Source organism: Gottfriedia sp. NPDC057948 (assembly GCF_042887255.1).
Lineage (GTDB): Bacteria > Bacillota > Bacilli > Bacillales > Bacillaceae_G > Gottfriedia.
This window is the reverse complement of sequence record NZ_JBHVPN010000005.1, coordinates 57,215-69,422: the sequence shown is the minus strand read 5'-3', so window position 1 is coordinate 69,422 and position 12,208 is coordinate 57,215. Positions and strand designations below refer to the sequence as shown.

Genomic DNA, 12,208 nt, shown 5'->3' with positions numbered 1-12,208 from the left:
CTAAAGATTTTAATATAGAACGCTTATAAATTCAAAGGCTGTAAAGATAAAAGATCCAAAAATAATGGTTGCTCCTGTTGAAGTGAAATATTCATCAGGATCGATGATTACAGATGTTGTATGCCATCCACCAATATCAGGTGTTGCTTCACCTGTTGTACGTGGGGCAAATTTAATATAAAGCATGAGTAATAGAGCAAATAGACCGACAAACGGTGCAGTAGATGAAAATGACATATTAAAATAAAGTGCAATTAAAAATGATATAAAATATAAAACTATTATTGATACACTTAATTTTAAGAATTGTTTAAGCCAGTAATTGCGTCGATTGATTGGTTGGTCGCGTAATACTTCTTTCATTTTCTGTGCATCCTTGTATCGGAAATATAATCCGACTGGCCATGCAATTAAGAAACAGATTAAGGTAAAGGCCAAGCATAGTAAAAGTTTTCCTCCCAAAGCTGTTATGAATAATGACATATTTTCCTCCAAAATTTTAATGATAATTATTATTTTATCAAACTTTCAAATTAAAAATATTGGAAAAATGTAAAATCATATGAAAATGTAATCGTTTTATTTAACCTGTTTAATAATGTATATTGTAAAATGATTGAATATAAGCACTATTCTAGCAATCTCATAAAAATTAGAGTAGATATAAAAAACTAAATGAGGTGAGAAAATGAAAAATATTACTGTTTACCATTACGATGCTTTTAGTAAAGAACCCAATAAAGGAAATCCAGCTGGAGTCGTTTTAGATAGCGATTCTTTGACTGATTATGAAATGCAGGATATTGCGAAACAAGTGGGATTTAATGAAACTTCATTTCTATTAAATTCAAAGATTGCTGATCATAAAATTCGTTATTTTACACCAGGACATGAAATGGATTTATGTGGTCACGGGACAATGGCAGTAATATATGCTTTGGTCACTAGAGGGGAATTTGAGTTTAAAAGTGAGTTAACAATTGAAACAAAGGCTGGGATTTTGCCAATCAAAATTCATAATTCAAATAATGAAATCTTCATAACGATGAAACAAAAAACACCAGAATTTGTAGAGTTTAAGGGCTCAGTTGATGATGTAGCGTCCGCAATTGGTCTTAGTGTAGAAGAAATCGATAAAAGTCTACCAACTCTTTATGGAAGTACAGGTGCCTGGAATTTACTTTTACCGATAAAAAAAATATCTTCATTTGAAAAGATGAAACCTAATAATCTACTTTTTCCCAGTATTTTGATGGAAATACCAAAAGCATCCGTTCATCCATTTTGCTTAGAAACATACGATTCGAGTGCAGATTTTCATGCTCGCCATTTTTCCTCGGCATTTTCTGGAACGGTTGAAGATCCGGTTACAGGCACTGCCTCTGGGATTTTAGGAGCTTATTATGCTAAGTATATTAATAATGATGTTAATGATGCAATTGAATTAGTTGTTGAGCAAGGAACTGAAATTCAAAAAGATGGACGTGTAAAAGTAAATGTAAAAAGAGTAAATTCGACTTATGATATAGAAATTACTGGAAATGCTGTTTATGTTAAGGAAATGGAAATTCAAATATAAAGTGAAATGGAGTACACTATGTTTTTGAGCGATAGGCTATACGGACAATACAATATTGATCAAGTTCTTGTTGAATTAATCGATACAAAACCAATTCAACGGTTAAAAAGAATTCATCAAGCTGGTGCTACCTTTTTAGTGGATCAGCATTTTAATGGTACCCGATATGACCATTCTATTGGCGTTATGTTGTTAATAAAAAGGTTAGGGGGTTCGGTCAAGGAACAAATAGCTGGTTTATTACATGATGTTTCTCACACGGCATTTTCCCATGTTATTGATTTTGTTTTTGATAATAGGGAAGAAAATTACCATGAAACAATCTTTGAAAAAGTAATTTTAGATTCGGAGATTCCTTCTATACTTAAAAAATATCATATCGATATGAAAGAAATTTTTGATATAGATAAATGGAATATACTTGAAAAAGAGCTTCCGAAGCTATGTGCAGATCGAATAGATTATACATTAAGAGATATGCATACATATTTTGGAACACCTAAAAAAGAAATTGAAGCATTTTTAAATTCATTAGTTATTGTAAATGGAGAAATCTGTGTAAACTCTATTGAAATAGCGGAGTGGTTTACAGTGATTTATTATAAACTTACTATTGATTATTTTTTAGGTCCGATCAGTATTTATTCATATGATTCACTTGCAAAGATTATTAAACTGGCATTACAAAAAGATATTATTAAGTTAAACGATTTATTATTAGACGATATGCAGTTAATGACATTAATTCAAGAAAGCAATGATCAAGAAATACAAGAGTTAGTAAACAGTTTATATGCAAAAGTTGTGCTCGAAGAAAATGATCAGGATTATGATATTCATCGAAAAGCTAAAAGAAGGATTATCGATGTGCCTGTATCATTAGACGAAACAACTGTCCAACAAGCATCTCTTTTATCAGACAATATAGCTAAAATGAATAAGATTGCAATAGAAAAGTCTGAAAAAGGAACATTTGTAAAAATTAAAAGATAGAGTATAAAGAAATTTGAAGTATGTAAATTAACAAGTTTGGAGCCAGGGGGAGTCTTTTTGAAATCAGAGATAGAACTTATGGAAATGCATATTAACGTATTATTTAAACACGATGAAGTTGGAAAAATAACACAAATAAATGAACCACCATATACAAAAGCACCACGGTTTTATATAGGAAGCACCAAAATGGGAAATGAGAAAAGGTTTTTAGATAGTCTTAAAAATGAAGAAGTAATTGAATTAGAGAATGCCTTAGATTCGAACTATAGTATACCTATAGTAAATATCATGCAGATTTTAAGTAAAACTCATCAGATTGAAAGTTTATGGATGGGGCCGGCATATGTATTTCAAACAGTTGGCAAAGCATCATCGAAAGCAATAAAAATTACCCAGGCAAATAAACAATTTTTATTACCAAACTTCCCTTATACATATGAGGAGCTAGAATTTAAAGAACCATGTTATGCAATTATTGAAAATGACATAGCTGTGTCGATTTGCTGTAGTGCCAGACAATCAGCTGAAGCTGCCGAAGCAAGTGTATATACACTCGAGGATTTTCGTGGAAAAGAGTATGGATTAATCGTTTCAAATGCTTGGGCTGCGGACATCCAAAGCCAAGGACGAACTGCTTTTTACAGTACATCTTGGGATAATTATGCATCGCAGGGAATCGCACGAAAATTAAAATTAGTTCAATATGGAACGGATTTACATTTTAGTTAAAAGCATCAGTATTTTAGTGCAAAAGCATTACTTCTTATATTGAAGTAGTGCTTTTTAATTGAAATATAAGTGTATTATTAATTGAAAGCTAATATAATTATGAATGATATTTAATCAATTTAATGTAATAAATCTGTTTGAAAGAAGGGGAATAGATGGATCAATTTTCAGTTAAACAGGCAAGTTTCCTAATATTAGTAACTTTGACTGGAATTATTAGTTCCGTCATATTACATATCTCTCTCGTATTTGGAATTTTACCAGGATTAATTTTTTTAATCGTATTAAGTTTAAAAAGAGGATATGAAGTTAGAAATATTATGAAGTTAAGCTATCAAGGGATGGGAAAAGTTAAAATTGTTCTCTTTATCTTATTTTTAATTAGCTTTTTACTTCCATCTTGGTATTTATCAGGAACGATAACATCGATGGTTTCGATTACTTTACAGGCAATAAATCCACATCATTTTTTTGTGTTTTGTTTTCTAACCACGATGATTTTTTCAATGATTTTGGGTTCGTCGATTGGAACATTAAGTGCCTTAGGAGTTCCTCTTATTAGTAGTGCCATATTACTACATATACCTGTGGAAATATCGGCTGGAGCGGTTATTTCGGGTGCATTTGTTGGTGATCGAACATCACCTTTTTCAAGCGCACATCAACTTTTAGCTAATATTCTTGAAACAACTGTCAAAAAACAAGGTAAAGCGATGCTTTTTACATCCATTACTGCTGTAATCGTAACAATCATATTTTTTAGCGTAATGGATTTACAGTTTGCGCAAGGAATTACCCAGACACATCATGAAATCGTGAGCAATAAGGATATTTCATTCATTCAATTTATTCCTCCGATTTTATTAGTTGTACTTGTTTTATTTCGAATCAATATTATTTACTCGTATGTCATTAGTATTTTGTCTGGAAGTTTAATAGCTTTGTTTAATGGCACTTCTTTTAGTAAAATTGTAAATTCTTTTTGGCACGGAATTAATGGACTTGGTGGAGGGCTAAGTCATATGTATAGCTTGTTATTGTTTATTGCTGTAGCAGGAATTTATAATGCGTTATTGGAGGAGCTTAATATCATTCAGCCGATGTTGGATAAATGGCTTCAAACTTCAACTTCAATGCTATCGGATTCTTTAAAAACAATTGGTGCAACAGCTGTTATATGCGTAATAGCAGGTAACCAAACGATGCCTATTATTTTAACAGGGCGATCTTTTTTAGTGCATTGGTCAAATAAATATAACAAAGAAGAATTGGCTCGGTTAATGGCGGATACAACTTTATTATTTCCAGCAATGATCCCTTGGAATGTTCTTGCAATCATGAGTAGTACAGTCATTAATATGAAGTTACACGAGTATTTACCTTATGCAATATTCTTATGGCTTCTTCCGTGCTTAACGATTTTCATCAATGTATTTAAAAAAGTTAAGACTTACGAAACGAAGTATGAGGTCAGTTCTTAATGCAAGGGTAAAAAATTAGAAAAAGAGATAAATAGCTAATATGCTATTTATCTCTTTTTTTCATACAGCACTAGCAGACTGTATTTCCTTTAATTGTCTAACAGTTATACTGTATTTTGTTCGTATAGCTTCTAATTCCATAATAGCAACATCAATGTATTCGGGATCGGCATAAATAAAATTAATTTCTTTTAGCTCTAAAAGTTTTTGTAAGCTTCTTAACTCATTATGTAAAAGTTGTGATGGCGTTTCATCAATTATTTGGTTTTTAGTAAAACGTTGAAAGAATGATTTAAAATTGAAAGTTTTTCTTCTAGATTGTTCTTGACCCGTTATTAATTTTGACATTCAGTAATCCTCCCTAAATATAGAAAATATCTACTATTTGAAGACATAGGCTTGTCCAACTTAATAAACTTGAAAGAAACTTAAGAATTGGTTGTTCTAAATCTTATTACAGCGTTGGTAAAAATATTCATGTAAATTTTTTAAAAAAAATTTTTCGCTAAAATTGATTCTCACAAAAAAGATGGTTTAAAAATAGAACGATTTAGAAAAGCTTTAAGTGTATTTATAATTTAACGTTTTGCATCATTCTGTTACACTAAAGGAACATAAAGGTTTTTCTTTATGCAAAATTAATTTGAAATAAGTGAGGTCAAGATTTATGGAAAAAATTGAAGTAGGCGAAATTCTTACACTTAGCTATGATGAAGGAGACGAGCAAGATTACGAAGTACTAGGCTCAATTACAATTGAAGGTCATGAATACATAGCAGTAGGTTTACTAGAAGAAGTAGAAAAAGAAAGTGAAGAGGATATTGACGTTTTCTTCTTAAGAGTCGAAGAAGATGGCGAGTTTTATGATATTGAAACAGAAGAAGAGTTTGAAAAAGTTTCAGCTGCTTTTGATGAAGTCTTAAAATAATAAGAACAAAAAAGTAGGATTAAAGCATTGGTATACGGTCAAAGTTATAGGAAGTATTTCGTAATTTTTATAAAGGTAGAACACTTGTAGATAATACAAAGTGTTCTTTTTTGTATGTTTATGTAGAGATATGTAGGTTTTATTGGAAAATTGGAGTACAAACTATTAAATTTTCGGTATACTACAAATAGCAATTATATTAGGAGGAAGCTTATGAAATTTTCATTTAGAAATTACGCTTTTCCTTTGATTTTACTTAGTTGTATCATCATAGGTTCAGTCATCGGATATACTCATGAAAGCGTAGGACTTGCCCTTAAGCCAATAGGGGATTTATTTTTAAATTTATTATTCGTAGTAGTTGTACCACTTGTATTTTTCTCTGTAGCTTCAAGCTTTGCAAATGGCGGGGGAGAAAAATTCGGTAAGATTATGCGAAATATGTCAGGGGTATTTTTATTTACAGGTATTATTGCAGCGATCATAATGCTTGTTGTTATGAAAGTTTATCCACCTGCACATGGGGTTCATATCCCGATTGTTAAACCAGATGCAACTGATAAAGTATCAGTAGCGGAGCAAATTGTAAATACATTTACGGTGAATGATTTCTCAGGCTTGTTTACTAGAAGTAATATGTTAGCAATTATCGTTTTTGCTGTATTAGTTGGTTTAGCAACGAGTAAAGCTGGCGATAAAGCAGACATTGTTAAAAAATTATTATCAAGTGGTAATGTAGTGATCATGAATATGGTTAACTATATTATGTATCTTGCACCTGTTGGACTTGGAGCTTATTTTGCTTATCTTGTTCCGACATATGGTAAAGAATTAATAGGTTCATATGAGCGAGTTTTTGTTTTATATTATGTAACTGCTATTCTATTTTATTTTATCGTTTATAGTATTATTGCTTATATGGCTGGTGGTAGTTATGGATTTAGAATTTATTGGAAAAATGTATTACCTTCAACGTTAACATCTCTAGGAACTTGTAGTAGTGCAGCAACGATTCCAACAAATTTTGAATCAGCTGAAAAAATGGGTGTATCTAAAAATATTAGAGAGACTGTTATTCCTTTAGCTAGTGCACTACACAAAGATGGATCTGTTATGGGTGGAGTCGTAAAAATTGCTTTTGCATTTGGTGTATTTGGAATGAATTTCTCTGGTTTGAATATTTATCTTGTAACAATCGGTATTGCATTACTAGTTGGTATGGTAATGGGAGCAATTCCAAATGGTGGAATGATCGGGGAAATGTTAATTCTTTCTCTGTTTGGGTTACCAGTAGAATCTTTACCAATTCTTGCAGCAATTAGTACGTTAATTGATCCGCCTGCAACAATGTTAAATGCAACAGGTGATTTATCTGTGAGTATGTTAGTTGAGAGATTGACTAACGGGAAAAAGGCTGCATAAAAACGAAGACTGGGAATCTCCCAGTCTTTTATTTTTGTATTAGAATTGTTGTTTCTTATTTTTTAAGTTTTCCCTCCATTTACAATAAGTACTTGGCCTGTTACAAAAGAGGAATCGTCAGAAGCAAGAGATATGTAGGTTGAGGCAAGTTCGAATGGTTGACCGGGACGTAGAAAAAAGAACACATAGCCTAGTATGTGTTCTTTTTACTAAAAATTATTTTAAGTTTTCAGGGTTTAATCCTTTTAATTCTTCGATTACGAAAAGACCATCTTTACGGATTAAAACGTCATCGAAATAGATTTCTCCTCCACCGTATTCAGGACGTTGGATACAAACCATATCCCAGTGGATATTTGAGTTGTTACCGTTGTAAGCTTCATCATAAGCTTGACCTGGTGTAAAGTGGAAGCTTCCATCGATTTTTTCATCGAATAAGATGTCCCCCATTGGATGTAAGATGTATGGATTTACTCCAATTGCGAATTCACCGATAAAGCGTGCACCTTCATCTGTATCAAAGATTTTGTTGATACGCTCAGTGTCGTTAGCAGTTGCTTCAACAATTTTACCTTCTTTGAATTTAAGTTGAACATTTTCAAAAGTAAATCCATTGTTAGGAGATGGCGTGTTGTAAGAAAGTGTACCATTTACTGAATTACGAACAGGTGCTGTAAATACTTCACCATCTGGAATATTCATTTCACCAGCACATTTAATAGCTGGGATATCTTTAATTGAGAATGTAAGATCAGTTCCAGGACCTTTAATTTGAACTTTATCTGTACGGTTCATTAATTCAACAAGAGCATCCATTGCTTTGTCCATTTTACCGTAATCTAAATTACATACATTAAAATAGAAATCTTCAAATGCTTCAGTGCTCATTTTTGCTGATTGAGCCATTGAATCAGTTGGGTAACGTAGTACAACCCATTTAGTTTTTGGAACACGAATTGCTCTATGTACTTTTTGGCCTACAGTTTTACCATGGATTTTAGTTTTTTCGTCTGGTACATCAGAAAGTTCATTAATATTAACACCTGAACGTAAACCGATATAAGCATCCATATCTTTCATTACATTTGCTTCGTATTCTGCTACTTTATTAAAGTGTTCTTCAGTAGCACCCATTAATAATGCGCGATCTACTTTATGATCCTTGATTGATACGAAAGGAAAACCACCAGCAGCATATGCTTCTTTAACTAAAGCTGTTACTAATTCAGTTTCTAGCTTAAAGTTTTCAATTAAGATTTTTTCTCCTGGTTGTAATTTTACTGAGTAATTGATTAAGTTTTTAGCTAATTTTGAAATACGTGGATCTTTCATTGAAAATTCCCTCCAATAATTATAACTATATACCTATTGTAAACTATTTAGTCAGTTTTGTTTACTAAAGGATTCTTTTTTTACTAAAGAATTTGAAAACTTGTTTTACGACTAGTTTAGTGTTTGGTAAAATTTGTAGTATAATACGAAATAAGTGATTAAATTTGTGGAAGGCTAGAATGAAAGGGGTTTTTTCGAATGGATTTAATTTCTATTAGTGCATTAATCGCAGCAGTTGCATTTGTGATCTTAGTTGTATTTATTAGTCGTACTTTATTCCGACTAGAAAGGGTATTTAGAGGTGTAGAGTCTACTATTGCTGAAACACAAAAAGATTTACATAATGTTTGTGTTGAAGCCGTTCAATTAGTACATACTTCGAATCATTTAGCAAATGAAGCTAAAATTTTTGTGAATAATTCGAATGAACTTACGAAAGATATGCGTGAACGAGCAAAATCCCTTGATGTATTAGCTAAATCAGTCGAAGAAGTCGGAGTTACAATCTCAGAAATGAATGAAAAAGTACGAGATACTGCTAATAATGTATCGAATACTGTAAAAGTTAGTACTGAGAAAATGTCCCAAGTAGTAAATTGGGGAAATACAGCAATGGATTTATGGGAAAAGTACAAAACGAAGCGTGAGGGAAAAAAGAAAAATGGTAAATCGAATATCAACGATTCAACAGTTTGATGAACTAATTAACAACGATGAGAAATTTGTGTTTTTAAAGCATAGTACAACATGCCCAATTAGTCATGCAGCTTATACTGAATTTTTAGCATTTGCATCTGCGTATGAGAATGTACCATTGTATTTTTTACAAGTTCAAGATGACAGAGAATTGTCTAACTATATTGCTGAGAAAACGGCAATCAAACATGAATCTCCTCAATTATTTATTTTTGAAAATGGAGAAGCAGTTTATAATACTTCTCATTTTTCAATTAAGAAAGATGAAATTGAAAATGCTTTACTAAAAAAATAAAAAAACTGCACCTTAAATCGTAACTTAAGGTGCAGTTTTTTTATGTTGTTTGAAAAATACACAAAAAATTTGATACTCAGACTGATTGAAACCGTTTGCCTTTCGAGGCGCGAAGACTGATGAGGAGTGGAGTTACTTTTGTCAGTAATTAGCACCGCTTTAGCAGGTGAAGCAACGAAGAAAGCGAGCGTTTGGTGGGCAGTCTGAGTTTTATTCTACGTCAAAGCCAGCAGCTTTCCACGCAGCAGTACCACCATCGATATATGCAACATCAGTGAATCCCATTTTTTTAAGTAAATATGCTCCTAAAGATGCTTGGCCACCAGCACCACATGTAACAAGAACAGGGCGATTTCGATCTGCTAATTTCGGCTCACGTAAATGTTCTGGTAATTCTAAATCAGCACGGATTGGTAGCATTCCAAGTGAGATATTCAAACTGCTTGGTATTAATCCGCATGCACCTGCATCAGCTGCGTCTTGAACATCAATTACTAATGTTTCAGGGTTAGCATTAATTTTTTCACGAGCATCAGCTGAGCTGATCCCTTGTACATTGTCGCGTGCTTCTGCAACCATTTGTTTAAAAGTAATTGCCATTATTACTCCTCCAGTATAATGAATTTAGATATCCCTAAATTTGGAAATCTAATCTATACATTACACCGAAAGTCTTATCCAATTCAAATTGGTGGAGCAAATCATAGGATTTATAGGAAAAAAGTAATAAAAATTTAAAATTAAAACAAGGGAAATGAAGTTAAGTGCAGAAATTATTTATAGTTAAATTATTTTTACATATTAAAATTGAGTGTTGAAAGAAGGAGTAATTATGCCAGAAACATATAAATTTAAAACATCAGATCAGCATTTGCATGCATCTTTTAATAAGGAATATGAACCAATTCAAATCATCCGTTCTGGTGATTCGATTGAATTTGATACGATAGATATCGGTTGGGGTTATTCGAGTAAAAATGGAGAAAGAGTAAGATTCGAGTCAAGAGAGAAGGAAAAAGAATGGGGTCATCCTATGATTGGTCCAATTTTCGTTGAAGGTGCTAAACCGGGGATGACACTTGAAATTAAAATAAACGAATTGAAAGCTGGCTGGTATGGCTGGAATTGTGCAGGTGGTAAAGAGAATTGGCAAAATAATGCATTAGGTATTTCTGAAGAATTAGAAGTAACTTTAAATTGGCTAATCAATGAAGAAAACAATATAGCGAAGACTAAAATAAGAGATATGGAAGTTTCGGTACCATTAGTACCATTTTTAGGAGTTCTAGGTACAGCGCCTTCTGAATCAGGTGTTCATTCAACTATACCACCGAGATATTGTGGGGGAAATATCGACTGTAAGGAGTTGGTTGTAGGTAGTACTTTGTATTTACCGATAGCTGTTGAAGGAGCACTTTTTTCTGCGGGTGATGGACACGCTGCACAAGGAGATGGGGAAGTATCTGGTCAAGCGATCGAATCTCCATTTGATAAAGCGAATTTAACACTTACAGTAAAAGAGGACATAAAGATTAATATGCCACGAGCTAACACACCAGCAGGGTGGCTTACTTTTGGCTTTGATGAAGACTTAAATATAGCAACTAAAACTGCATTAAATGGCATGGTCGAGTTAATTCAAGAGCTATATGCTATTGAAAAAACAGAAGCGGTTGCTTTAGCTAGTGTTTGTGTTGATTTGAAAATAACTCAAATTGTTAACCATGTTAAGGGTGTCCATGCTGTTTTGCCTCATAATATTAATATCACTTCAATTTATAAAAATGAATAGATTTGAAAATTGGAGGTTAATTAAATGCCGTTTTGTACTATAAATAATGTTGATATAAACTATCAAATAATGGGTGAAGGAAAACCAATTGTTATGATTCATGGGTTTACTCCAGACTCTAGGTTAATGCTAGGTTGCATGGAACCGATTTTTACTAAGAAAAACGGTTATAAAAGAATTTACTTTGACCTTCCAGGTATGGGTAAAACTAAGGGTGGAACAAATATTAATACGACAGATGATATGCTAAACATCGTCTTAAAATTTATTGATACGATCATACCGGATCAATCATTTTTATTAGCCGGAGAATCTTACGGGGGATATTTAGCAAGAGGGATAATTGCTAATAGACCTGAAAAAGTCAAAGGTGCTGCATTTATTTGCCCAATGATTATTCCACAATTTGAGAAAAGATCGTTACCAAGACATACCATAATAGTTGAAGATAATACTTTTTTAAATCAATTAAATGAACTTGAAGAAACTGATTTTCGTTCAAACAATGTAATTTTAGATGAGAAAACTTGGGTTCGCTATAAAAATGAAATTGTTAGCGGATGTTCAATCGCTGATCAGGAATTTTTATCCAAAATAAGGAATAACTACGGATTTTCATTTGAAATAGATAAAATTAAGTTTAATGAACCTAGTGTATTTTTATTGGGATTACAAGACTCGGTCGTTGGATATAAAGACGCATTTACTATTCTTGAAAATTATCCAAGAGCATCATTTGCAATTTTAGACAAAGCGAGCCATAATCTTCAAATCGAACAAGAGAAACTATTCAACTCGCTGATCAATGAATGGTTAGACAGAATATTAGATGTAGAAGAAGGACGTAGTATTACTTAAGATAAAAAAGAAGAGTTACTTTGATAACTCTTCTTTTCAGAGTGTTGAAATATAAAATCGTCAATAGGGGAAACGAACTTTAAGTGAACATTTTATAATG

Annotated in this window: 14 protein-coding genes and 1 pseudogene; 10 read left to right on the top strand and 5 right to left on the bottom strand. The window is 32.4% G+C overall.

Annotated features, from left to right (window positions below):
- Positions 1 to 9 precede the first annotated feature (9 nt).
- On the bottom strand, positions 10 to 483 hold the full coding sequence (locus ACFVRR_RS10720; RefSeq protein WP_387327985.1) for a hypothetical protein: 474 nt from the start codon (positions 481 to 483) through the stop codon (positions 10 to 12).
- Positions 484 to 688: 205 nt separating this feature from the next.
- Here ACFVRR_RS10720 and ACFVRR_RS10715 point away from each other — a divergent pair, with 205 nt between their 5' ends.
- The 4 genes from ACFVRR_RS10715 (at position 689) to ACFVRR_RS10700 (ending at position 4,785) form a co-directional block, all read left to right on the top strand.
- Positions 689 to 1,579, top strand: coding sequence for a PhzF family phenazine biosynthesis protein (locus ACFVRR_RS10715; protein WP_387327983.1), 891 nt, complete (start codon positions 689 to 691; stop codon positions 1,577 to 1,579).
- Between the two features lie 18 nt (positions 1,580 to 1,597).
- Positions 1,598 to 2,572, top strand: coding sequence for an HD domain-containing protein (locus ACFVRR_RS10710; RefSeq protein WP_387327981.1), 975 nt, complete (start codon positions 1,598 to 1,600; stop codon positions 2,570 to 2,572).
- Positions 2,573 to 2,629: 57 nt separating this feature from the next.
- Positions 2,630 to 3,304 carry a GNAT family N-acetyltransferase gene (locus tag ACFVRR_RS10705; RefSeq protein WP_387327978.1) on the top strand — a complete coding sequence of 225 codons (675 nt, stop codon included), beginning with the start codon at positions 2,630 to 2,632 and terminating at the stop codon, positions 3,302 to 3,304.
- A 155-nt stretch (positions 3,305 to 3,459) separates the two neighbouring features.
- Positions 3,460 to 4,785, top strand: a complete 1,326-nt coding sequence (locus ACFVRR_RS10700; protein WP_387327975.1) for a Na+/H+ antiporter NhaC family protein — start codon at positions 3,460 to 3,462, stop codon at positions 4,783 to 4,785.
- A gap of 60 nt (positions 4,786 to 4,845) precedes the next feature.
- Here ACFVRR_RS10700 and ACFVRR_RS10695 read toward each other — a convergent pair whose 3' ends face one another.
- Positions 4,846 to 5,133, bottom strand: coding sequence for a hypothetical protein (locus ACFVRR_RS10695; protein ID WP_387327973.1), 288 nt, complete (start codon positions 5,131 to 5,133; stop codon positions 4,846 to 4,848).
- 319 nt (positions 5,134 to 5,452) lie between these two features.
- Between ACFVRR_RS10695 and ACFVRR_RS10690 the strand changes: the two genes are divergently transcribed.
- Positions 5,453 to 5,713, top strand: a complete 261-nt coding sequence (locus ACFVRR_RS10690; RefSeq protein ID WP_387327970.1) for a DUF1292 domain-containing protein — start codon at positions 5,453 to 5,455, stop codon at positions 5,711 to 5,713.
- A gap of 213 nt (positions 5,714 to 5,926) precedes the next feature.
- Positions 5,927 to 7,135 (top strand): dicarboxylate/amino acid:cation symporter, encoded by a 1,209-nt coding sequence (locus ACFVRR_RS10685; RefSeq protein ID WP_387327968.1) that lies wholly within the window; start codon positions 5,927 to 5,929, stop codon positions 7,133 to 7,135.
- 62 nt (positions 7,136 to 7,197) lie between these two features.
- Here ACFVRR_RS10685 and ACFVRR_RS10680 read toward each other — a convergent pair.
- Both ACFVRR_RS10680 and ACFVRR_RS10675 read right to left on the bottom strand, forming a co-directional pair.
- Positions 7,198 to 7,305: pseudogene (locus ACFVRR_RS10680) on the bottom strand (SDR family oxidoreductase); the annotation flags it as partial.
- Positions 7,306 to 7,351: 46 nt separating this feature from the next.
- On the bottom strand, positions 7,352 to 8,467 hold the full coding sequence (locus tag ACFVRR_RS10675) for an aminopeptidase (protein ID WP_025671369.1): 1,116 nt from the start codon (positions 8,465 to 8,467) through the stop codon (positions 7,352 to 7,354).
- Positions 8,468 to 8,665: 198 nt separating this feature from the next.
- On the opposite strand from ACFVRR_RS10675, the gene ACFVRR_RS10670 reads away from it, so the two are divergent.
- Complete coding sequence (locus ACFVRR_RS10670; protein ID WP_387327966.1) at positions 8,666 to 9,163, top strand: DUF948 domain-containing protein; 498 nt, start codon at positions 8,666 to 8,668, stop codon at positions 9,161 to 9,163.
- On the top strand, positions 9,129 to 9,458 hold the full coding sequence (gene ytxJ, locus ACFVRR_RS10665; protein WP_387327964.1) for a bacillithiol system redox-active protein YtxJ: 330 nt from the start codon (positions 9,129 to 9,131) through the stop codon (positions 9,456 to 9,458). The genes ACFVRR_RS10670 and ytxJ overlap by 35 nt, the downstream gene beginning before the upstream one ends.
- 210 nt (positions 9,459 to 9,668) lie before the next feature.
- Here ytxJ and ACFVRR_RS10660 read toward each other — a convergent pair whose 3' ends face one another.
- Positions 9,669 to 10,058: a rhodanese-like domain-containing protein gene (locus tag ACFVRR_RS10660; protein ID WP_025671366.1), complete on the bottom strand. Its 390-nt coding sequence runs from the start codon at positions 10,056 to 10,058 to the stop codon at positions 9,669 to 9,671.
- Positions 10,059 to 10,290: 232 nt separating this feature from the next.
- Between ACFVRR_RS10660 and ACFVRR_RS10655 the strand changes: the two genes are divergently transcribed.
- Together ACFVRR_RS10655 and ACFVRR_RS10650 are read left to right on the top strand one after the other, a co-directional pair.
- The gene (locus ACFVRR_RS10655) at positions 10,291 to 11,250 is read left to right on the top strand and encodes an acetamidase/formamidase family protein (RefSeq protein ID WP_387327961.1); all 960 of its coding nucleotides are present in this window, start codon (positions 10,291 to 10,293) and stop codon (positions 11,248 to 11,250) included.
- Positions 11,251 to 11,274: 24 nt separating this feature from the next.
- Positions 11,275 to 12,108 carry an alpha/beta fold hydrolase gene (locus tag ACFVRR_RS10650; protein ID WP_387327959.1) on the top strand — a complete coding sequence of 278 codons (834 nt, stop codon included), beginning with the start codon at positions 11,275 to 11,277 and terminating at the stop codon, positions 12,106 to 12,108.
- The last annotated feature ends 100 nt before the right edge of the window (positions 12,109 to 12,208 follow it).